The sequence below is a fragment of the Novosphingobium acidiphilum DSM 19966 genome (assembly GCF_000429005.1).
Taxonomy (GTDB): domain Bacteria; phylum Pseudomonadota; class Alphaproteobacteria; order Sphingomonadales; family Sphingomonadaceae; genus Novosphingobium; species Novosphingobium acidiphilum.
In genome coordinates this window covers 96,133-122,844 of record NZ_AUBA01000012.1, presented here as the reverse complement: position 1 = coordinate 122,844, position 26,712 = coordinate 96,133, and the positions used below count along the sequence as shown (strand labels likewise).

Below are 26,712 nucleotides of genomic sequence, written 5' to 3'. Positions count from 1 at the left end.
GCGGCCAGCTTCGGCACCGCCGATGCGCCGGTAAACATCACCGCGACCGGCACCACGACCGCCGCGCATGCCGTGGCGATCGAAGCGATCGGCGCAACCGGATCGGTAACGATCGGCGGCGTGGCCGATACCGCGGCCAACATCGCCGCGCAGATCGCCACTTCGGGCAGCGGTTTCCTGTCGCATGTCGGATCGATCACCGCGACCGGCGCTGCCACCGTGGCGCAGCTTGAACAGATTGCCACCGCCCCCAACACCGGTGCGACCACCGTTGGTTCGCTCAGCGATACCGCAGCAGCCATCGCCGCCGCACCTGCTGCCGATCTGGCGCTGGTCGGCGGAACAGTTGTCGCCACGACCGCGGCCACGGCCGCGCAAGGCGCGATTCTGTCAAACCTGGGCCATGCGGTCAGCTACAGTGTCAGTGACACGGCTGCCAACCTGGCATCGGTCAGCTTTGGCTCGGTCCATGCGCCGACAAGCGTGACCGCGACCGGAACCACAAGCGTGGCCGGTGCGCAGGCGATCATCGCGATCGGTGCGGCGACAACGACGATTGGCGGCGTTTCGGACACGGCTGCGAATATCGCTGTGGCGAACCCCACCACTTTGCAAACCATTCACGGCGATCTCGTTTCGTCCGGCACGATTGTGGCGACGACGTCGGCCAATGCATCGCAGGCCGCAGCTTTGTCGCACCTGGCGACGCCGGTGGTCTATGCGGTGTCGGACACCGCGCAGAACCTGGCCGCGCAAAGCTATGGCACCAGCGATCGTCCGACCAGCGTGACCGCGACAGGTGCCACCTCGGTGGCCGGTGCCAACGCCATCCTGGCGATGGGTGGAACCAGCACCCCGATCACGATCGGTGCGATTGCCGATACGGCGGCCAACCTTGCCCTGGCAGGCGGTGCCGGACTGACAAGCCTGGCCGGCCACCTGGCCGCAGGCGGCACGATCACCGCGACGACCGCAGCCGACGCAGCGCAGGGCGCAACCCTGTCGAGCCAGTCGACGCCCGTGGTCTATAGCGTCAACGACACTGCCGCCGCGATTGTGGCGGCCAGCTTCGGCACCGCCGATGCGCCGGTAAACATCACCGCGACCGGCACCACGACCGCCGCGCATGCCGTGGCGATCGAAGCGATCGGCGCGACCGGATCGGTAACGATCGGCGGCGTGGCCGATACCGCAGCCAACATCGCCGCGCAGATCACCACCTCGGGCAGCGGTTTCCTGTCGCATGTCGGATCGATCACCGCGACCGGCGCTGCCACCGTGGCGCAGCTTGAACAGATTGCCACCGCCCCCAACACCGGTGCGACCACCGTTGGGTCGCTCAGCGATACCGCAGCAGCGATCGCCGCCGCACCTGCCGCCGATCTGGCGCTGGTTGGCGGTGCGATCATCGCGACGACGCCGGCCAGTGCCGCACAAGTTGCGATCTTTGCAGACACTGGTCACCCAACCGTGACATTCACCCAGGTGACCGACACCGCGGCCAATCTGCAGACCGTGCTGTCCGACCTGACGGGCACGACCGTGATCGCCACGGGCGCAGCCACGGCGGCGCAGGCCACCGCGCTGGCCGCCGCTGGCGCATCGAGCCTGAGCATTGCCGCTGTCAGCGACACCGCGGCCAACCTGGCATCGACCAGCGACAGCGTGTTGTCCGATGTGACCGGCGCCGTCACGGCGACGACCACGGCGAGCGCGGCACAGGCCGTGACGCTGGCGGGCTTTACCCATGCCGTAACCTTTGGCGTGTCGGACACGGCGGCGAATCTGCTGTCGCAAGCCTCGACCAGCTATCTGGGTCATGCTGCTGCGGTCACCGCGACCGGTTCGACCACGGCGGTGCAGGCGTTTGCGTTGCAGGGCGATGTGGCCAACGGTGTTACCGCGCAGATCGCGCTGATTTCCGACACCGCGGCCGATTACAATGCCGAGCTTGCCGCAGGTCTCAGCCTGACCGGGGTGAGCGCGATCAACATCATCGGCGCGGCCAGCGTTGCGCAGGCGCAAGCGATTGTGGCGGCTGATGCGCAGGCGTTGATCCCGGCGATTTCGGATACACCGGCCAACCTGGTTGCCGCGACACTGACCGGTCAACTGGCAACCCTGGCCGCGAATTTGACGCCCAGCGGCACGATCACCGCCAATGCCCCCGCAACCGCCGCGCAGGGCGCCGAGCTGTCGGCGCACGCCACGCCCGTGGTCTACAGCATCACCGACAGCGCGGCGAATATCGTGGCCGCCAGCTTCGGCACTGCCGATCTGCCGATCAATATTACCGCCAATGGCACCACCACGGTGGCCGGTGCGCAGGCAATTCAGGCCATCGGCGCCACCGGCACCGTCGTGCTGGGCGGGGTGTCGGACACGGCGGCCGCGCTCGCCTCGGCCGGTGACACGGCGCTGGGCGCGATTTCGGCCGTGCTGGGCCTGGGCTCGGTGATCGCGGCCAGCGGTCCGGCAAGCGCCGCGGATGCGGTCACGCTGTCCGGGTTTGTCACGCATGTGGTCTACAGCATCAACGACACTGCCGCAGCGATCGCTGCGGCATCGTTCGGCGCGGGCAATGTGCCGGTCAATATTGTCGCCACGGGCGAAACCACGGCCGCGGGTGCGGCGGGGATCGTTGCGCTGGGCGCGACCGGCTATGTGTCTGTCGGCGGGATTACCGATACCGCAGGCGATATCCAGACCCAGGTGGCAACATCGGGCGAAGGTTTCCTGGCCAGCGTGGGCAAGCTGATTGTCACCGATCAGGCCACCATGGTGCAGCTGACGCTGATCGCCAATGCCCCCAACACGGGCACGACCACCGTGGCTGCGGTGGCGGACACCTCGTTGGCGATTGCTGCGGGTACCAATGCCGAATTCGCGCTGGTGATCGGCACGGTCAGCACCACCGATGTGTCTGATGCGCAACAGGTTCTGGCGTTCGAGAGCTTTACCCATCCGGTGATCTTCACCGCGGTCACCGATACGACCGCAAACCTGCTGACGGTGGCGCAATATCTGCACGGCACGGTGGTTACCTCGACCGACACGGCAAACATGGTCGATGCGACGACGCTGTACAATGCCAACGCATCGAGCCTGAACCTGTTTGCGATCGAAGATCATGCCGCGACGCTGGCAGCGCTGGCCAACGAAGCGGTATTCACTGACGTCAGCGGCACGATCACCGCATCCGATGACGCAACCGCGTCGCAGGCGTTTATCCTGTCGGTATATACCAACCATTCGGGTCAGCACATCGTGTTCACGGTTTCGGACACCGCGGACAACCTGCTTGGTCAGGGTCAGGGATCCACCACCTACCTGGGCGTGGCTTCGGGTATCGTTGTCACCTCGACCGCCGGCCATCTGACCAGTGTGCCGCAGGCCGAACAAATCCAGGCTGCAGAAGCGCAGACGGTTACCGCCGATATAAAGTTGATCACCGACGTGGGCAGCGTTTTTGTTGCCGAACTGACCAGCGCGCACCTGACGCTGGCCGGGGTCGAGGCGATCGATATTACCGATACGCCTTCGGTGTCGTTCGCCGGCATCATCCTGACCGAACAAGCCAACCAAAACCCCAACACCGCCGTCACCTTTGCCGGCATTTATGATAGTTCGGCCAATCTTGTAACGGCGGGCGACGGGTCGTTGCAGACGTTGCAGGGGCATCTGGCCCAAGGCGGGACGATCGTTGCGTCGGATACGGCTGATGCCACCCAGGGCGCTGCGTTGTCGAATTACACCACGCCCGTGGTCTATAACGTGGTCGACACGGCCGGCGCGCTGGCGACAGCCGCGAGCAGCTTTGGCACGACAGATGTGCCGGTGCACATCACCGCAACCGGTTCGGCGACGATCGCACAACTGGCCCAGATTGCCGGAATCGCGCATGCTTCGGCGGGCTCGACCTCGGTCGATTCGGTGCTTGATACATCGGCAGACATCGCTGCTGCTACCGGCGCCAATCTGGCGTTGGTGACAGGTGCCGTGACGACAAACGATGCCGCGACGGCGGCGCAGGTCACCACGTTCGAAACGTTCAGCCACCAGATTACGTTCAGTGCCGTCACCGACAGCACCGCAAACCTGTTGACGGTAACCTCGTACCTGCACGGCAAGGCGGTCACTGCGAACGATACTGCCGATGTTGCCGATGCGGCCACGCTGTATGGCGCTGCCGGATCGGGTTCGCTGTCGATTGCTGCGATCAGCGATACCACCGCGGCCATTCTGGGCGCTGCGAACGCCGTGCTGCACGATGTGACCGGCACGATCACCGCGTCCGGCACGGCCGACGCCGCCGACGCCTATGCGCTGTCGCAATTGCCGAACCTGGCCCATCCGGTGGTGTTCGGTGTGTCCGATACCGCCAGCGCGCTGCTGGGTGCGGGTCCGATCGGCTATCTGGCCAATGCCAATGCCATCACGGTGACGGGCACGAGCACCGCAATCCAGGTGGCGCAGATCCAGGCCGTCGAAGCATCGTCGGTTACGGCAACGGTTGACCAGATCACCGATACGGCCGCCGATTTCGATGCGGTGGTTACGGGCAGCGGCCCGCAATTGAGCTTTGCCGGTGTGCAGGCGGTGACGATCACCACCGCACCCACGGTGCTGCAGGCGCAGGATATCCTGACCGCCGATCCGTCCGCGACCTTTGTCGGTCTGTCGGACACGGCCGCCAATCTGGCGGCTGCGGGCGATACCACATTGTCCGGCCTGCAAACGCATCTGGCGCAAGGCGGCACGATCACCGCGTCGACTGCGGCCAATGCCACAGATGGCGCGACGCTGTCGCAGTTCGCCACGCCCGTGGTCTATGACGTGAACGACTCGGCCAGCGCGCTGGCATCAGCCGCGAGCAGCTTTGGCTCGACCGACCTGCCGGTGAACATCACCGCAACCGGTTCGGCAACTGTCGCACAACTGGTCCAGATTGCCGCGATCGCGCATGCTTCGGCGGGCTCGACCTCGGTCGCTTCGGTGCTTGATACATCGGCAGACATCGCTGCGGCTGCCGACGCGAACCTGTCGCTGGTGACAGGTGCCGTGACGACAAACGATGCCGCGACGGCATTGCAGGTCACCACGTTCGAAGCGTTCAGCCATCCGATTACGTTCAGCGCCGTCACCGACACCACGGCGAACCTGCTGACGGTATCATCGTACCTTGGCGGCAAGGCGGTCACCGCGAATGATACGGCTGATGTTGCCGATGCGGCCACGCTGTATGGCGCTGCCGGATCGGGTTCGCTGTCGATCGCCGCGATCACCGATACCACTGCGGCCATCCTGGGCGCTGCGAACGCCGTGCTGCACGATGTGACCGGCACGATCACCGCGTCCGATGCTGCGGATGCAGCCGACGCGCTTGCGCTGACGCAATTGCAAAATCTGGCCAATCCGGTGGCGTTCGGCCTGTCCGACAGCGCCATTGCCATCCTCGGCCAGGGTTCGACCGGCTATATCGCCGATGCCAACACGATTGCGGTCACCGGTTCGACCACGGCGGCGCAGGCCGACACGATCCAGCATGACGAAGCAGGCGCGGTGACCGCAGCGATTGCGCTGATTTCGGACACTGCGGCCGATTTCGACGCGGTGGTTACGGGCAGCGGCCCGCAGCTGAGCTTTGCCGGTGTGCAGGCAGTAACGATCACCACCGCGCCGACGGTGCAGCAGGCGATCGATATTGTCGCGGCCGATCCGGCCGCGCTGTTTATCGGCCTGTCGGACACCGCGCACAATCTGGCGATCGCAGGCGATACGGTTCTGTCGGGTCTGCAGGGCAATCTGGCCCAGGGCGCCACGATTGCCGCGTCGACCGCGGCCAATGCCGCCGATGGCGCGCTGCTGTCGAACTTTGCGACGCCCGTGGTCTATAGCGTGACCGACACCGCGGCGAACATTGCCGCCGCCGCGTCCAGCTTTGGCGCCAGCGACGCACCGCAGACCATCACCGCAACGGGTGCGGCCACCGTGGTACAGGCGCAGCAGATTGCCGCGATCGCCGCCACCGGTGCGACCACGATCGGCGGGATCAGCGACACTTCGTCGGCGCTGGTCAGCGCGATCAATTCGGGATCGCTGCAGACGCTGGTGGCCGATCTGGCCTCGGGCGGGACGATTGCCACCAACGATCATTCGACCGCCGCGCAGGCGGTTGCGCTGAACGGCTTTGCGACGCCGGTGGTGTTCAACGTTACCGACACCGCCGCGCATATTCTGGGGGAAAGCACGCTTGGTTATCTGGGGGCCGCAACCGGCATCCACGTAACCGGCACCACCACCACCGCGGCGCAGGCCGAAGCGATCCAGGCGCACGAAGCCGGCAGTGTTGTCGCGACGATCGATCAGATCACCGATACCGCCACGCAGCTTGACGCGCAGCTGACCGCATCGAGCAACCCGCTGACGCTGCATGGCGTAACCGCGCTCAACATCACCACGACGGTGACCGCGCAGCAGGCCGAAGACATCCTGACCGCGCAGGCCAGCGGCAATCCCGGGCTGACGGTGACGTTTTCGGGCATTGTCGACACCGCGGCCCACCTGGCCGGGATCGGCTCGACCGAACTGGCGACATTGGCCGGCCATGTCGCCTCGGGCGGCACGATCCATGCGACGGGCACCGCCACCGTGGCGGAGGCGGCGACGATCTTTGGTGCGCAATCGAGCGTGGCCACCACACTGGACAACGTTGCCGCGTCGGGTACCTCTGACATCACCGCGTTGCATGCGCTGACAATCGGGTCGAACGACACGCTGACCGCGGCGCACGTGACCGCGGACAGCGCAACCACGTCGGTCGATCTGGGCAACATCCCCGTTGCCACCAACATCACCTATGACGGCACCGCGGGTCCGGCTTCGCAGGCGCTGATCCTTGCGGCCACTGGCGGCGCGACCTCGGGCACGCTGACCGTGACCGGCGGGGCAAGCGGCACCATCTCGATCGCGGCGAGCGACAGCACCGCGGGCGCCAGCGTCTATTCGGGCACGATCGCCACCACCGGCGCCAATGTGGCGCTGACCACGACAGGCGATGTCGATCTGTCGCATGTGACAGTCACCGGGATGTCGCTGGCGTCAAGCAGCGGCGGCTCGTCGATGGGCGGCGGCGGTGGCGGCGGCGGCAGCGCGCCTTCGGTCACCAATTCGCTGACGCTGAACGCGCTGGCAGGCACCGGCGGTGTCTCGCATGTCACGCTGAACACCGACACGGCGGGCGTGATCCAGTCGATTGCCGGCACGGGTTCGACCGTACTGACGATCGATGGCAACCCCAGCGCGGGTGCGGTCACTTCGGTGCAGCTGCAGGACGTCAACAGTCAGAACAGCACGCAGACCTTCACCGGTCTGGCAACGCTGAATGTCGGGCTGAACGGCAATGCCGAAATCGACATGGGCAATCTGCCCGCGACCGCGGTCACCACCACCACCAGCACCCAGGCGGGTGTGGCCAGTGGCTCGATCACGCCGTTCTTCGGCGGCGGCATCCACAACAACCTTGACCTCAGCGCCTATACCAGCAGCCTTAACCTCACCAATATTCCCGACCTGACGGTGGTCAACGGGCAGCTGATCTACAACGACACCGCCCACAGCAACGGCCCGTGGACAATCACGCTGCCCACGCTGGTTTCGAACCAGACGATCACGCTCGACACCGCGCAAGTGCAGGGCGGTGCGCTGACCCTGACCACTGCGAACGGCGCCACCGGCGCGGGTCTGGTGCTGGTCGGCCATGGCGGCCCCGCCTATTCGCCCACGCCCGACCCCCTGAGCGGGGTCGATCTGAGCGGGATTGCCAGCAATGTTGCGGTCAGCCTGTCGCTCGATGGCGGCACCGATCTCAGCGATGCGAGCCTGAGCCCCAACATCACCACGACGCTGGCACGGCTGAGCGGGATCCTGCTCAACGGCAACAACCTGATCGCGGATGTCAATTCGATCCGGTCGACGCTGTCGATCGCGGGTTCGGGCAATATCACGATTGACGGCACAGTCGCCGGTTCGACCGCGCCAAACCTGGGTGCGCTGGCGGTGACATCGGGCCACACGGTCGATCTGACCGGGATCAGCGGCACGGTCATTCTGCCCACCGCGGTCAACACCGGCGAAACGCTGCTGGTCAACGACAACCAGTTCACCGGCACCACGCAGACGCTGGCGAACAATGGCACGCTGACGATCGTGTCGACCGGCGGGACCATTGCGCCCGATTTCAGCGGTATCACCACCGCGACGGGCGCCACTGCGGTCTACAGCATTGTCAACACGGGCACGCCCACCACGATTACCCAGGCGGCCGTTCTGGGCACGGTCCAGATCGAGCTGGCCCAGGGTGTCGCGCTGACGATTGATGCCTTTGCGCTGAATGGCCATTCGGTCGATGCCGCCAGCGGCGCCTGGCCCACCGGGCTGACCGTGACCGATCCGCCAGTCCCCAACACCGTGCTTGATCTCAGCCATATCGGCAGCGGTTTGCAGTGGGTCGATCTGACGCAGGTAACCCTGCTGAGCAGCGATACGCTGCTGTTGCCCGCAACGATCGCTTCGGGCCAGGTGTTCACGCTGAATGCGGCGGAAATGACCGGCCAGACGATTGCGGTCAGCGGTCAGCTGACGGTCAGTGCAGGCCAGGGCACCGCCCAGACGTTTGGCGGCATCGATTTCAGCAATGTCAGCGGATCGGGCACGATCGCACTCGATGTCGGCGCCAACGCGACAATCGAAGCGGCCAACCTTGGCAGCGCTTCGGTCCATTTGTCCGCCGGGTCCATCCTCGACAACGCAATCTTCGGCACGGCGACGATCCACGTCGACGGCAATGCCACGATCACGGGTACCGTCGCGGGCATCGCCAATGCGACGATCAATGTCGGGAACGCGGCATCGCTTGGCCTGTCGGTCGATGCGGCCAGCGGGGCCACCATCGGCGGCGCGGGCACGGTCTTCTTGACCGGAACGCCCAGCGCTGCGGTCGATCTCAGCCACATCACCGCCTTGGCCAACTGGGTCGTGCCCAGCGGGGGCGTCACGCTGCCGATCGGCAGCGCGCTGGGTTCGGTCGTGGTCGAAATTCCGACGTCGGCCACGCTGGCGTCGCAGAACACGCTGACGCTGCAGGCCAGCGCGGCCTCGGGCGCGCATGTCCAGAACCTCGGTTCGGGCGCAGTGCTGGGCCAGATTGATCTGACCAGCACCTACACCAACCAGATCGACCTCAGCCACGTGCAGAGCAACATCTCGCTTGCGGGTGCAGCGATGTCGACCGCCAGCGGCCAGATCGGCTTTGGCACGATGCCGACGCTGGCCAGCGGGCAACAGCTGGCCGTGACGGCCAGCCAGTTGCTGGCGACCAGCGCGGCCACCGGTACGGCGCTGACTGTGGCGGGTGCGGGCATTGTCAATGTGACGGGCGCGCTCAACAGCAGCGGCACGCTGATCGTGAACGCCGCCGGGACGATCGATCTGACCCACCTTGCGGCGTCGGTTACGCCGACGTTCGGCACCAACAACACCGTGTCGCTGGCCAAGGGCGATGTCCTGGCGATGAACGCCGCCAGCGCGGGCAGCGTCCACGTGGTGACCAACGCCTCGCTCAGCAGCGGCAATGCGCCGACGGTTGCGCTGGGTGGCACGCTGGGCAGTGCCAATATCGATCTTGCCGGCATGGCGATCGGCACCGCGGTGTCGGGCAGCACGCCGGGCCTGACCGTTGACCTGAGCGGCATTTCCGATCTCACCGGCTTTTCGGTCAATTACAACACCTTTGCCGGCAGCTCGGCGGGCACGATCACGGTGCCATCGCTGGCCAGCGGCAATGTCCTGATCCTGGGCTCGGCGGTTGTCGCCGGCACGCCGGTCCAGATGACCGGAACCGGGGGGACACTCGAAATCCGTCTGGCGAGCACCGCGCTGACCAGCTACACCGACCTCAGCCACATTGCCGGCCCGATCGGCGTGGCCTTCATCACCACGGCGGGCGCGGCGCTGCCCAGCCCGCAGGTGTCGGGTGCCACTCTGGTGCTGGCCGCCGGCCAGGCGGCCGGGCGCAGTGTCACCAGCGCCACTGCGAACGGGGCCGATACCGGCACTGTCATGGTGGTCTACAACAGCGATGGCACGCTTGGCACCACCGGCGCGCTCAATCTTGCCAACCTGGCGACCAACATCGATCTGACCGGGCTGTGGGACATGGCTGTCAGCAATGGCACCCTGACCGACGGCCATGGCGGCACGGTTGCGCTGCCCACGCTGGCGGCGACGCAGACAGTAACGATCGGCGCGACCAGCCTGACCGGCGGCGCTTTGGCGCTGACGGGCACGGGCACGCTCAATGTCCAGGGTGACATCGCGCGAAGCGTAAACCTGGGTCATCTTGCCGACGGCCTGTCGGTGGCGTTCAGCGGCTATGCCGGTGCGCATGTACAGGTTGGCACCGCATCGGCGGCTGCCACGCTGACCATGAAGGCGGGTCAGGCCTCGGGCCTTGCCATCATCTCGGGCGTCAACGGCGGGGCCGATACCGGCACGGTTGCGCTGGTCGACATGGCCGATGGCGGGCTGGACGGTTCGGTGTTGCTGACCAATATTTCGGCCAATATCGATTTGACCGCGCTGGCCGGCTTGACCGTCAACACCGACGGCCGCCTGGTCGACGGCACAGGCGCGGTTTACCTGCCAAGCCTGGGCGCGACGCAGACCCTGACGGTGACGTCGGGTGACCTGTCGGCCAATCCTTTGGCACTGTCGGGCACGGGCACGCTGAATGTCACGGGCGACATCGCGCATGACGCCAACCTGGGCCAGATCGGCGATGGTCTGTCGGTGGTGTTCAGCGGCGATACCGGCGCGCATGTCATGGTCGGGACAAGCTCGACCCCGGCCACGCTGACGATGAAGGCAGGTCAGGCCTCGGGCCAGACGATCATCTCGGGCGTCAACGCGGGCGCCGATACCGGCACTCTGGCGGTTGTCGCCATGTCCAGCGGCAATCTGGGCGGGGCCATTGCGCTTGGCCAGATCGCCACCAACATCGATCTGACCGCGCTGTCGTCAACGACTGTGAACAGCGCGGGTCTGCTTGCCGACACCACCGGTGCGATCACGCTGCCCACGCTGACAGCGGCGCAAACGGTGCTGGCGGCTGCGGCCAACCTGACCGGCCATGCGCTGGCGGTGGCGGGCGCAGGCACGCTCAATGTCGAGAACGATATTGCGGCCAATGTCGATCTGACCGGCCTGGCCGATACCGTGGTGGTGCATTTCAGCGCCGACAGCGGCGCGCATGTCACTGTCGGGACGGCTTCGGCCAATGCCACGCTGACGATGAAGGCGGTGCAACTGTCGGGCCAGACCATCCTGTCTGCGGTGAACAGCGGCGCCGACACCGGTACTGTCAAGGTTGCCTACAACACCGACGGCACGCTCGACACCTCGGGCGCGCTCGATCTGTCGCATGTTGCGGCCAATATCGACCTGACCGGCCTGACCAATCTGTCCACGCCAAGCGGCGTGCTGACCGACAGCGGCGGTGGCACGATCACGCTGCCGGCGTTTGTCGCGGGCCAAAGCCTGTCGATGGGCGTGGACCAGTTGCTGGACGGCGCGCCCGCGATCGGCGCTTCGAGCGGCGGCACGCTGAATGTGGTGGGCAATTACAACCAGAACATCGATCTGACCGCGCTGGGCGATGCGTTCCAGCTGGCCTTCAACGGCGGCACCGGCGCAACGATCAGCGGCGCGGAACTGACGGTCAAGGCCGCACAGCTGTCGGGCCTGCATCTGGCCAGCACGCAGGCGCAGGGCGTCGACACCGGCACCGTGGTGCTGGCCGACAATGGCAGCGGTGTGCTGGGCGGGGCGCTCGATCTGAGCCACGTTGCCACCAACATCGACTTTACCCAGTTGCAGGGTCTGGTCGTGACCAGCGGCGGGCTGCTGTCCGATGCCAGCGGCGGCACGATCAGTCTGGGCACGCTGGCCGCGTCGCAGGTCATGACGATGACCTATGCGCAGGCCAACAACTTTGCCAACAACATCGATTTCGGTGCGGCGACGGCGATCATCACGCTGATCGCGGGGGACAATTCGGCCGATCTGTCGCATGTCTTTGCAACCGGTGGCCAGGTCATTGCCGATGTCGAAACCGCCCAGACGTTCACGGGCAATTTCGGCCAGGCGGCGGTCAACATCCTCAATGCGGTGACGTTGACCACCGCAGGCGCGCTGGTCAACGGGCGCCAGGTCTATGGCGTGACCCCGGGTGGCGCTGCGGGTCTGTTGCTGATCACCCGCGACACGGGTTCGGTCCTGGGTGAAAACCTTGATCTGAGCGGGGTTTCGACCAGCATCGACGTCCAGGCGCTGAGCGGTCTGGTGACCGCCACGTCGCAAGCCAACGCGCTGAGCGATGGCACGCACAGCGTGTCGTTCGGCCCGCTGGTGGCCGGGCAGACATTGTATGTCACCGCCGCCGAAATGGCCGGCGCGCTTGATCTGACCCACGCCACAGGTGTGACCACCAGCCGCATCGACATCACCGGCAACCCCACCATGGGTTCGACCGTCGATCTGCGCGGCATCCAGAGCGATATCGCGATGTCGTTTGTCGACAGCGCGTCCGACACCCATTCATCGATCCAGCTCGACGAATCGACGCTGCTGATGAAAGTCGGCCAGGCCAGCGGACAGACCATTTCGATGCTTGTCCCCAATGGCGGGACCGCATCGTCGCTGGTGTTGTATGACAACGATACCGGGTCTCTTGATGCAACGATCGACCTGTCGCACGTCACGGCCGATGTCGATCTGACCAATCTGGCCAACCTGCACGTTGTTGCCGGCCAGTTCAGCGACGGCACCGGATCGATCGCGTTTGGCACATTGGCGGCCAACCAGGCGATCACCGTCAATGCGGGCGAGCTGGCCAATGCCACCACCGCCGACAAGCTGATCCTGACCGGGGCTGCGGGCAGCCAGGTCAACGTGTCCGGCAGCTTTGCGCAAAGCACCGATTTGTCGGGCATCGCCGATGCGGTGCTGGTCAATCTGCCCAGCACCGTGCTGATCGGCAATGGCGCGACCCTGACGCTGAAGGCCGAACAGGCCGTAACCACGGTTGCGGGTCAGATTGTCTCGCTTGATTTTGGCAACCTGTCGTCGGCGGGCAACGGCACGGTCAAGCTGGCCGACAACGACACCGGACACTTGTCCTACGTCACCAACCTGACCAATGTGACCACCAATATCGATCTGACCCTGCTTGCCGGGCTGATGATCGACAGCGCGGTCAGCCTTGGCGCACTGACCGACAACCACGGGATCGTGCTGTTGCCGTCGCTGGCCACCGGCCAGTCGCTGACGCTTGACGGTTCGCAGATCCGCGGCGGTCTGGTCGGCCCCGGGCAGAATGCCGGGCTCAACCTGGCCGGCACCGGCACGCTGAACGTCGAAGGCAACGTGACCGCGGGCAATCCGGTCAATCTGACCAGCGTGGCGCCCACGATCAGTGTCAACATCAGCGGTCTGTACAGCGCCCAGCTGCAACTGACCGCGGCACAGCTCAACGGCAACCATATCCAGACCGATGCCACCGGACGCATCGTCGTCGAAAGCATCAACGCCGCCCAGGGTCTGACCGTGGCGGAACTGCACACCGACCGGATCGGTGCGCTGCTGCCCGTTACCGGCAACGTCTATGACACCGCCGCCAACATCGCCGCGGCCATCGCCAACAGCGGCGGCGGCGCAAACCTGGCCGACTTGCAGGCGGTGCTGACCGCCGATGGCGCCACGATCAAGGCATCGACCGCAGCAACCGCGGCGCAGGCCGCGATCATCGACGGATCGTCGCTGACGGTAAGCTTTGCGGTGGCCGACACCGCAGCGGGCCTTGCCGCATCGAGCGATGCGGTGCTGTCGCACGCCACTGCGGTGATCGCGACCACGCCGGCCACGATCGGCCAGGCGATCACGCTCGACGGCTTTGCCAACAGCCACGTGGTCTATTCGCTGACCGACAGCGCGGCAAACATCGCCGCAGCGGTTGCGGCGGCGACCAGCGCGGCCACGGTCAATTCGGCGATTGTCGATGCGCAGAATGTGGTGATCACCGGATCTGCAACATTCGCCCAGGCGGCCGAACTGGCCAACCTGTCGGCGATCACCGGCTATGCCGAGGCCGACACCGCGGCCGATTTCCAGACCGCGCTGACCGGCGGGTCTTTGGCGTCGCTGGTGGCCAACGCGGCAAGCGTGACGGTACAGCTGAACGCCGATGGCACGGGCATGACCGCGCTGGCCGCGGAAAGCCTGCTTTCGTCGGGGCTGTTGACCGGCAAATACGTCGACATCCAGACCGTTACGACCGACATTACCGATTTCGAGGCCGATTTCGGGGCAACCGGTTCGGCGCAGCATCTGGTCACCGCGGTGCCCAGCGGCGTGCAGGGCTTCTCGTTGGTGGAAACCAATGCCAGCAGCACGACCAGCACGACATCGCTGCAAATCGGCGGCGGCAGCAAGACGCTGACCATCGGCACGGGCCTGGCGCAAAGCTATACCGTGGGTGAAACCGTCGAAATCGCCGACGGGGTCGGCAATTCGATGACCGGTACGGTGCAAAGCTATACCGCAAGCAACGGTCACCTGGTGGTCAATGTCAATTACACCACCGGCAGCGGCACGTTTGCCAACTGGACCGTGATCAACCCGCAAAGCGTGTTCGATTACAACACGGCGCGAAACTTCGAAAACTCAGGCTCGCACCCGGGCACCTATTCGCTCAGCAATTTCTCCGACACCGCGCAGAACGTGATCAACGCGGGCAGCTATTACCTGTCAAAGGTCAACGGTTATATCACCGTGACCAATGGCGCGACCGTGGCGCAGGCGATCACGCTGGCACAGCTTGAACAGCAGACCGGCAAACAGATCCTGTGGTCGGTCTATGACAGCGCCGCGGATATTGCTGCGCTGCAAGGCTGGAGCGGCTGGTACAGCGGCGGGACCAACAGCTTTGAAACCCGCTGGAACGGCAACGCCTATATCCAGGATGGCGACAACTATTTCGGCGATTACCCCGATCTGCCCAATTTCGTGCCGGGTGCGTTCAACGTCACCGACACGATCAACGGCATTGTCGGTGCGGCCAATGCCGCCGCCGGCGCGCGCATCGCGACGATGGCTGCAAATTACCCCAACACCGTGTTCAATTTCTCGGTGGTCGATACCGTTGCCAACATTCTGAACAATTTCACCAACGCGCTGTTGAGCCATGTGACCGGCCAGGTCGTGGCAACAGGCACCGTCACCGCGGCACAGGCGGTGGAACTGCTCAGCTTTACCAAGGCGTTCGTCTATTCGATCTCGGACACGATCCAGAATATCGAAGCCGCGCTGACCAGCACCAGCGGCAGCAAGACATTCCTCAGCAATGCGACCAATATCACCGTGACCAACACGGTCACCGCGCAGCAGGCGCTGGATGTCACCAGCGGTGTCACCAACACCGGTGTGACGACCCTGGCCAGCATGAACGACACGGCGACCAATATCGCGGCGCTGTCGCCATCGGTGACACAGCTGGTAGCCGGGGCGATCGTCGCCATGGCCACCGGGGGCGAAGACCTGTCGCACATCCAGGGCAATATCGACCTGACCAATGTGGCGGGCCAAGGCACCGATTCGAGCGGCAACATCCGCTTTTCGGCCACTTCGGCGGTCGTCGGCAACCAGACCACCACCACGACCTATACGGTCGCACTGCCCGCTACGATGGCGACCGGACGCACGCTCAGCGTGACCACGGCCGAAATCGCCGGCACCCACGGCATCACGCTGGGGGGCACGGGTGCTGCGATCAATATCCAGACCGACATCGCCAAATCGATCGATCTGCGCGGTGTGGGCACGGGCGTTGCGGTCAATTTCCGCGATGGCGCCGAAACCGGTCTGGGCACCGCAGCACTGGCGGCAGGCGCCAGCCTGATCGCCTATAGCGACCAGATCACCGGCCAATCGCTGACCGGCGCGTCGAACGTGTCGGCCAATTATGGCACGGTTGTGGTCCATGGCCGCGGCACCGTGACCAATGGTCTTGAGGCGCTGGCGGCAAGCACCGGTGCGATCGACATTTCGCACATCACTGCCAATATCGACCTCAGCAATCTGGACCTGACCGTCAACAGCCAGGGCGTGCTGTCGGATGCGAACGGGTATATCGACAGCACCGGCGCCAATGGCGCGCTGGTCCTGCAGAACAACCAGACCGTATTCCTCAGCCAGGGCGAACTGATCGGCAGCAACCAGCTGTCGGTTTCGGGCGCCGGCGCGATCGATATCGAAGGCAATCTGACCGGCAGCGTCGATCTGCGCTATCTGGCGACCAACACCCAGCTGACGCTGTCGTTCTATGATGCGGGCGATGCCACGAAGAACGATGCGGGCAGCAAGGGCGTGGTGGATATCAGCGGGACCCAGTCCAGCCCGATCACGGTCACCATGACGCCGACCCAGGCCAATGGTATCGCCACCACCGGGACCTATTCGACGATTCTGCTCGAAGCCAACCCCAGCGTTGCCGGCACCGCGCTGTCGGCCAGCGTCGATCTGGCGCGCGTGGCATCCACGTTGCCGTTGAGTGCAACCGCCTGGGCCGCGGGCCTGGTCAACACCAACAACAACGGGTCGATCACCGCCAATGCCAACGGATCGTTCACGATCACCGGCACCAACACCGACAGCACCAACACGCAATATATCTACACCGCCACCAGCTATGGCATCGTGACCTTCAACATCACGGTGCAGTCGAACAACTATGGCGAAAACAGCTATTACCCAGGGTGGACCTCGGGCTTTGGCACCGGCACGCAGATTTTGTACAATGCCAATTACAGCCAGGACAACCTTGGGGTTAATGGCCCCAACTCTGGCTGGGGCGTAAACCTTGACCAGGGCGGGATCGCATCGGGCACGTTCACCACGACGATGACCCCGGGGCAGACGGTCTATTTCTACATCAACAACGGCGGCAGCCGCGCCACCGGCCTGAATGCAGCGGAAACCGCGGCCGATACGATGACCATCTCGGTCAACAGCCAGGGTTCGGGCGGGTTCTCGGCCTATGGCGGCAATGGCACGCAGACGCTGCAGGTCGATGTTGCCGGTTCGGGTTCGACCACCGGCAGCAACACCACCGACCTGACATCCGCAGCCGATCCGGTGGCCTATACCTCGGTGTCGAATTTCGTGCTCAGCGCCAATGCGGTGCTCGAAATGACCCCGCTTGAAGCGACCAACAAGCTGATCACTTCGCCCGACGGCACCGGCTCGGTGCTGATCAACGGCAATTTCAACTGGGGGTATTTCTACGATCTGACCACGATTTCGGTCCCGGTCAATTTCGTCAACAACACCATCAATTCGAACACCAACCCGGGTGCGTGGTTCAATATCGCGCAAGTCAATGGCGTGGCCTCGAACGGGCAGTACTGGATCTACATCAGCAATCTGGTGCCCAACGGCGACATGATCGACCTGACCCAGCTGGGTCAGAACAGCTACAACAACTATTGGCACACGTTCTCGGGCACGGCTTCGGGTTCGAACAGCACGGGTGACAATTTCGTGCTGGGTGCAGGCGCGGGCCTGATCCTGAACACCACGCAGGCCAACGGTCGCACGGTGACCAACGCCAACGACAGCACGCCCGGCACCGTCTATATCGTGGGCAATATCGCCGCGAACAGCAGCCTGAATACGTTGAACATCAATCAGGCGGTGCAGCTCAGCTTCCAGGATGGCGTGCAGAACGTGCTGGTTGCGCCCAACGGCGGCAGTGTGACCGAAGGTGCGCTGGTAACGCGTACCGCCGAAAGCGGCACCAACGGCGTGTTCAATCTGGGCGGCAGTTCGAACCTGTATATCTACGCCACCCAGGTCAGCAACCAGGACATCACCGGCAACGGCACCAACACCGTCTATGTCTATGGCAACCTGCCCACGGGCAGCACCGAAGCCAATCTGACGCAGATCACCACCAGCATCGATCTGGAAAACCTGACCTACAACGGCCAGGGCGGATCGGCCTATACCGTGGCCGATCCGACGCTGACCGGGTTTGACGATCTGTACATGGCGCTGCCGACCAGCCCCAATGCCGATCAGCTGCTGACGCTCAGCGGCGGTGAAGCGGGCAACCTGCATCTGGAATTCGGCAACGGCCAGGTGCTGGTCGAAAACGTCCAGCAGCTGGTGCAAAACGGTGCGATCAGCGCCAACTTCACGCAGATCCACGCCAGCGTGGTTACGCTCGAATTCTCGCAGGGCAACGGTGTGATTCACTATTCGGGCGCGTTCGGCGTCGATCACCTGCTGCTCGATCGGGGCACGCAATTGGTGATGGCGGGCAGTGTGGCCAGCGGCGTGGTGATGGATGGCCGTTACAGCGGCGGCAGCATCGGCATCACCGGCATGACCGGCACGGTGGACCTGACGCAGACCACGTATGCGACAACGCTGCCGCTGGGTTCGATCAACGATTGGGTCGATATCTCGCTGGCCTATGGCGACGCGAACAGCACGTCGCTGAGCGGAAATGCGATCGCGTTCAACAATGCCGACGGCTATTTCGAAGACAGCGCCGGCGACAAGGTGTTGTTGCCGACCTTCGCCGGCCAGACGCTGGAAGCAACCTTCAGCCAGCTTAACGGCGGGGCCGGGTCCAACAGCCTGATCGATCCGATTGCGGCCGATCGCACCAGCGGCACCGGCGGGCTGGTCGGCACCGGCGATCTGGTGATCGATGGATCGATCACCCAGAACGTCGATCTGACCACATGGAGCCCGACTTTCGCGGTCTATTTCAGTGCGACCAACAATTTCCAGGCGACCTATTATCGCGAATATTACGGCAACTATTTCAACCAGTTTACCGACACCATTGCCGATGGCGTAACGGTGAAATTGCGCGCCAATCAGACTTATGCGGGATATCTGACCAAGCTGAACAATTACAGCACTGCATCGGTTCAGGTCATCGGCGGGTTTGATACGTCCAGCGTCTATCTGGACGGTGTAACCGCCAATATCGACCTGACGCAGTTGGGTGGCAGCAACGTCTATGTGGCCTATAACAATGGTTATTGGGACTACCTCATGGGCGGGGTCTATCAAAACTGGATCTACGATGCCACCGGCGGCCATTGGGTCGTGCTCAATCCCAACCTTGCGGTCGGGCAGACCCTGACCGTCCTGACCGACCAGATTTCGGGCACGGCAGGTTTGACGATCAACGCGGGCAGCCCGGTCAGCGGGCATACCGCGATGCTCATCGCGCACGGCGATTTTGACAGCAACACCAACGCCAATGCGCTCAACGTCACCGGGATCGGCAGCAATGTCGCGATCGAAATCAACTACAGCAACGGGCTGAGCCATCTCAACCTCGGCACCGCGGGCACGTTGTACATCCGCCTCGATCAGTCGAGCGGCTTTGCCGTGACCGGCACTGGCACGATCGATTTCTCGAACGGCATGGGCAACCTCGGTTCGGCCACGCATGTCGACCTGACCGCGATCACCGCCAGCCTGAACCTTACCGGGGCGTCCGAACTGACGCTGAGCAACAGCGTGCAGAGCGGCAGCGTGTTGCAGGCCAGCGGCGCCAGCCACAAATATGTGTCGCTGCCAACGCTGATCAGCGGCCAGTCGGTCGATCTGAACCTGTCGCAGATCGGCTATGGCGAACTGACGCTGAACGGCGCTGCGGGCAGCACGCTGGTGCTGGGCGGCAATCTGACCAGCGGCATGGGCGCGATCAACCTGCTGGGTATCGCCAGCGCCATCACGGTGGAATTCAACCCCACCGTCAGCGGCGGCATCACGTCGAGTTCGCTGACGCTGACCAACAACACGATGACCATGACGCCCACCCAGGCCACTGGTCTGTCGGTGCAAAGCTCGACGCAGTTCCAGGCGATTTCGGGCAATGTCGTGCTGGTCGGCGCGTTGGCGGCCAACACCGATCTGTCTGCGATCGGGGCCAATATCGACCTGACCCAGGTGACCGGGATCACCGTTAACAGCTCAAACCAGTTTGGCGATGCTTCGGGCAACCAGATCGACAACAACTACAACAACAACAACTGGGCGCTGGTCGGCTATCAGAAGCTGTCGGTGCTGTCGTCGCAGATGGTCGGCAATGCGCTCTATCTGGGCGGTTCGGTGCACAGCGTGCTCGATATCGAAGGCAACACCGCTGCCAGTATCGATCTGACCCAGGTCGGCGACAACATCTCGATCTCGTTCGCCGATGCCAACGATTCGAACAGCATCAACAGCGGCAACCAGATCACGCTGACCTCGGGCGCAGTGCTGACGATGAAGGGTGCGCAGGCCAGCGGACAATATATCCTGGGTGCGGGCACCGGCACGCTGGTGCTGGTCGATGACAGCCTGGCGCAGAACCTGCTGGGCACCCACGGCCTGACCGTCGATCTCAGCCATGTCACCGCCGACATCAATCTGGCCGGGCTGGCGGGTGTCGCGTACAACACCGTCACCTCGAAATTCGGCGATGCCAACGCGTCGATCACGCTGCCGACACTGGCATCGGGCCAGACGCTGTGGGTTGCCGCCAACGAACTGGTCGGCGCCCCCGCGATCAACGGCGCGGCCGGCAGCAAGCTTTACATCGAAGGCGATGTGACCAGCGGCAACGTCGATATCAGCGGCGTGTCGACCAACGTCACGGTTGAATTCGTCAACAGCGCGGGTGCTGCGCGCACCGTGCTGGTTTCGGGTGCCACGCTGACCGTGTCGGCGGCCGAACTCGCCGCCGGGGTCAATTTCTCCAGCGGCACCAGCAGCGGGTCTTACACCGGCACGATTGCGGTCAAGGACAACCCCGGTGCGTCGGGCCATCTGACCGCCAACCTCGATCTGTCGGGCGTTGCGGCCAATCTGGATCTGTCGGCACTGACCCATGTCGGGGTCAGCGCGGGCGTCCTGACCGACGGCAGCGACACCATCAGCCTGCCGGTGCTGGCCACCGGCCAGACGCTGTCGCTGGCGTCGACCGAACTGGCCGGGGGCACGATCAACCTGGCCACATCGACCGGCGGCATCCTCAATATCGAGGGCGATCTGGCCAACAGCGTCGATCTGAGCAATGTCGGCGACAATGTCACGATCAGCTTCAGCCATGATGCCGGGTCAAACGTGTCGATCAACGGGGTCTATACCCTGACGGTCAAGGCCGCCGCGATCACCGGTCGCACGGTTACCACCACCCAGACCGCGCTGGGCGCGGACAAGGGCACCGTGGTGATCGCCGACATGAGCACCGGCGTGCTGGGCAGCGCGATCGACCTCAGCCATATCGCCGCCAACATCGATCTGACCCAGCTTGCGGGTCTGGCGATCAACGGATCGGGCGTGCTGCAGGAAACCGCCAGCGGCAACACCGTCACGCTGGGCACGCTGACCGCGGGCCAGACGCTGACCGTGGCGGCCAACCTGCTGACCGGCAATGCCTTTGCCCTGGCGGGCGTGACGGGCAGTGCGCTGAACGTGACCGGCAACCTGAACCATGCCGGCACGATCAACCTGACCAGCGTGGGCAGTGCGGTTACGATCACCTTCAACGGCGGCACCGGGCTTGACCTGAGCCAGACCGGCGCGCTGGAAATCGCATCGCCCCTGGCCAGCGGCATCACCGTGACCAGCACCGACCACACCGGCACGGTGGATCTGGTCGGCGCGCTGGGCGGCGCGGTCAACCTTGCCAGCATTTCGGCAAATATCGACCTCAGCGCCCTGTCGGGTGTGACGGTCAACAGCACGGGCAAACTGGCCGACAGCACCGGCGCGATCACGCTGGGTACGCTGGCATCGGGGCAGACGCTGTTTGCGACCGGCGCCGAACTGACCGGCCATGCCCTGGCGCTGACCGGTTCGGGTACGCTGAGCATCGAAGGCGTGATGAACTCAAGCGTCGACCTGAGCGGGTTGGGCGATGGCGTAACGGTTGCGTTCTCGCACTTTGCGCCTTTGGCAAACACGTTCCTCGGCACCGCAACGCAGGCCGCGACTTTGACGATCAAGGCGGCCCAGCTGTCGGGTCTGAGCATTGCCAGCGGCGTCGATACCAATGGCAACGATACCGGCACGATCGTGCTGATCGATTCTGCCGACCATACGATCGGCGGGCCTGACTACCTGGGCTACATCTCTACCAATATCGATGTCACCCAGCTTACGGGTCTGACCGTCAACGGTTCGGGCTATCTGGCAGACAGCAACGGCTACCTCTTCGTAACCGCGCTCGCCTCGGGTGAGACGCTGTTTGCGACGGCCGCCGAACTGACCGGCGGCGCGCTGACCATGCCGGGTACCGGAACGGTGAACATTGCCGGCGACATCGCCGCCAGTGTCGACCTGTCGATGCTCGATGATGGCATGACGGTGGCATTCAGCCATGACGCCGGCGCGCATGTCATGGTGGGCACGGCCTCGGCCGCTGCCACGCTGACGATCAAGTCGGGCCAGATCACCGGTCAGACGGTTGGCAGCGCCCAGAACAGCAGCAATGTCGACACCGGCACGGTTGCCGTGGTCGATATGGCGATAACCCATACTCTTGGCGGCAATATCAATCTGGCCAATATCGCGGCCAACATCGACCTGACCCAGCTGCGCAACCTGTCGGTCAACGGCAGCGGCAATCTGGCCGACGGCTCGGGGGCGATCACGCTGCCGACGCTGCAATCGGGGCAGACGCTGGATGTCGCGGTCGATGCCGTGGCGGGCGTCAGCGGGCTGGCGCTGTCGGGTCAGACCGGCTCGATGCTGAATGTTACCGGCACTGCCGCTGCGAACGACCTGGTCAATCTGACCGCGCTGCAGGGCGTCGCGGTCGAATTCGGCGGCGGCGCGGGCATCGCGCTGACCACCGGCGATGTGATCGACCTGAATATCACCAACGCAGGCGGGCTGGTTGTTTCGTCGAACGGCGGCGGCACAGTGGTGCTTGAAGGCGCACCCGCCGCCAGCGTCAGCCTGGGCACGATCGGCGCCAGCGTCGATCTGACCCAGCTGTCGGGCGTGGCGATCGACAGCAGCCACAATCTTGCCATCGGCAGCGACGAAATCACCTTTGGCACGACAGGCGCCGCGCAGACGGTGTCGGTGCTGGCCACCCAGTTGACCGGATCGGCGCTGACGCTGGCCGGAACCGGCACGCTGAATGTCGAAGGCGCGATCAGCAACAGCATCAACTTGGCGGGCCTGGGTGATAGCATGGTGGTATCGATCGCCAGCCAGATCGGAACGAATGGCAACGATGCCACGCTGACGATCAAGGCGGACGCGGTGTCCGGCCAGACGATCACCAGCGCGCTCGATGGCAGCCAATTGAACACCGGCACGCTGGCGCTGGTCGATATGGCCGATGGGCATATCGACCATGCGATTGACCTGAGCGGGATCAGCGCGAACATCGATCTGACCGCGCTGGCGGGTGTGACCGCCAACACCGGCGGCACATTGGCCGACGGCACCGGTGCGATCACGCTGCCGACATTGACCACCGGCCAGACGCTGCTGGTTACGGCCACCGAAATGGCCGGGCATGCGGCGGCGATTGCCGGTTTGGGCACAGTCAATATCGCCGGCGATATCGCCAGCAGCGTTGACCTGTCGGCACTGGGCGATGGTGTGGCGGTGGTCTTTAGCCAGGACACCGGCGCCAATGTCCAGGTCGGCACCAGCACCGCCGATGCCACGCTGACGATCAAGTCGATGCAGCTGTCGGGCCAGACGATCCTGAGCGGGGTCAATGCGGGCGTCGACACCGGCACGGTGGTTGTTGTCGACAACGCCACGGGCGGTTCGCTGTATGGCACCACCGACCTGTCGAATGTTGCCGCCAATATCGACGTGACGCATCTGGGCCTGCTGTTTGTCGACGGCAACGGCATCCTGGCCGATGGCCCGGGTTCGCTGACGCTGCCCACGCTGCAATCGGGCCAGACGCTGACCGCGACCGCCACAGAACTGACGGGCGCGACGGGCCTGGCGTTGACCGGCGTGGCCGGCTCGACCCTGGCGGTGACAGGTGATCTGGCCACCGGCGACACGCTGGATCTGAGCAATGTCACCGGCGCGGCGATCCATTTCGCCGACGCCCACGGCGCCTCGATCGCAGTGACCAACAGCAGCACGCTGGTGGTTTCGGCGGCCGAAGCCACGGGGATCAACGCCACCAGCGATGCCACCGGCACCAAGACCGGCACCGTGCGCATCATCAATGTCAATGGCGGGACGTTGGCTCCCACCGGCGCCAACCTTGGCGGGATCAGTGCCAATATCGACCTGACCAACCTGGCGGTGACGGTGAACGCATCCGGCCTGTTCACCGATGGCACCGGCACGATCGACGCCATGGCGCTGGTCGCGGGCCAGACCCTGACGGTGAACAGTTCCGAACTGGCGGGCAGCGGCGCGATCGACCTGTCGGCATCGACCGGCGGCACGCTGGCGATCGATGGTACGATCGCTGCCGATACCGACCTGACCCATGTGGCCAGCTCGGTTGCGTTGCAGTTCGCCAGCGGGGTCGACGTTGAAAATGCCACGCTGACCATGACCGGTGCACAGGCCACTGGCCTGACCGTTACCACCGGTCAGAACTACAACCAGGATACCGGCACTGTCGCGCTGGGTGGCGCGATCAGCGGTGCGGTCCATCTGGAAAACGTGGCCGCCAACATCGATCTGACGCATGTGGCGGTAACCGCGGGCACCACAGCCAACACGTTTGTCGATGGCAATGGCGATGTGATCTCGATCGGCAGCTTTGGCGCCGGGCAAAACCTGGTGGTCACCGCGGCAGAGGCCGATGGCCTGATCCTGACCGGGGCAGGCACGCTGGTTCTCGAAAACGACGGCAATGGCAATGCGCTGACCTCGAACGTGTCGCTGGCCGGTGTGACGACCAATATCGATCTGACCAATATGCAGGGCATCGGCGTTTATGGTGGTGACCTGGGCGATGGATCGGGACACGCCCTTTCCATCCCGACACTGCAAACGGGTCAGCAACTGCTGGTTACCGCAGGCGAGTTGGGCAACGGAAACGGCCTGACGGTACTGGGCAGCGGCTCGCTGGTGATTACCGGTGACATTGTCAGCGCCGTTGCGCTTCGCGATGTCGCGGCTTCGGTGGAGCTCGTGTTCGCGAATAGCGTGGAAAATGTTGGTGGCGGGCTGGACGTAAGGTCGGATCAGGCCAACGGGCTTTCCCTGACGGGTTCGGGCCACGTCGATATTGAGGTGAATACCTCGACGCCTGGCCCATTCGACCTGTCGCATGACGCGGTTGCCGACACCACGGTGTGGTTCAGCACCAGCGCCACGTTCGACAGCAACACCAATCTTGGTCTGGCATCGACGACTGTCGCTGTCGGAACCGGGCAGACGCTGACCTCGGCGGCCTCGGTGTTGTCGACCCATACCGTCAACGGCCTCTATGGTGGCGAATTGGTGCTGACCGGCAATGCCGACGGCCTGACGCTGAACGGCCTGCTCAATGTCACGACTCTGGATGTTACGCAGATCACCGCCGGCAGCACGGACAACGGCATGATCGGGGCGTCGGATATCTTCCAGACGACATCGGCGCATGCCTATGGGGTGGCAACGGTCATCGATGGCCAGACCTTCGATCTGACCGCGGCGCAATTGTCGGGCAATGCCATTGTCGAGGGGGGCATGTCTCTGACCGGCAATGCCAATGTGCTGCATGGCGATGTCACCGTGGCCTATGACTTCTCGTACCAGACCGCGTTTACCGGCAGCGGTGCAGCGATCCTGACGTTCGACAATTCGGGCACGATGGCCGCCACCACCGATCTGCAGGGCTTCAACGCGGTCAACCTGGCTTCGGGCACCACCACGATGACCGCGGCGCAGGCCAACGGCATCACCTGGGGCGCCGATACCGCAGGCGGGGTCAACATCGTCGACGCCACCACCGGACACAGCGGCTATACGCTGACCGGCACCAACTTTGCCGACACCTTTACCGGCAACGGGCATGGCGATCTGATCGACATGTCGCAGGGCAAACCGGCGGGTACCTATGATCCGTCAACCGATATCGGCACGGCTGCGGCCACCGACACGGTGCCTGGCGATACGCTGGTGTTCTCGGGCAGCGCCAACGACTTTATCGTCGACGGCTTTACGATTGCGCAGGACGGGACCGGGGATACGCTGAATTTCAGCGCGCTTGATACCACCATGCACCACACCGCGGGCACGAACTATGTGGTCCACGACATCCAGTTGTTCGATGCCAACACCTACACGGCGGCGGCGTTGGGCAACGATGAAGTGCTGGTCTTTAGCGACTTTGCCACCAGCGGCGCGTCGGCGGTTGCCGCCGCGTTCAACACGAACGGCACGCATTCGATCAACAACCACCTGGCCACGGCGCTGAACGGCACCACCGGTGCGGCCGAACTGATCCTGATCGAAGACGGTTCGGGCAACACCGATGTCTATCTGTGGCGCGACAATGGATCGCACCACGTGACCGCCGGGACATTGACCGAACTGGCCGTGCTGCACGGGGTCAACTACGAACAACTGGGCAGCCTGACCTCTTCCCACATCATTGGTTAA

1 protein-coding gene is annotated in these 26,712 nt (G+C 64.2%); it reads left to right on the top strand.

Going from position 1 to position 26,712, the window contains the following annotated elements; all coding sequences use genetic code 11:
- Positions 1-120 precede the first annotated feature (120 nt).
- Positions 121-26,712, top strand: coding sequence for a hypothetical protein (locus tag G404_RS20645; RefSeq protein ID WP_211230776.1), 26,592 nt, complete (start codon positions 121-123; stop codon positions 26,710-26,712).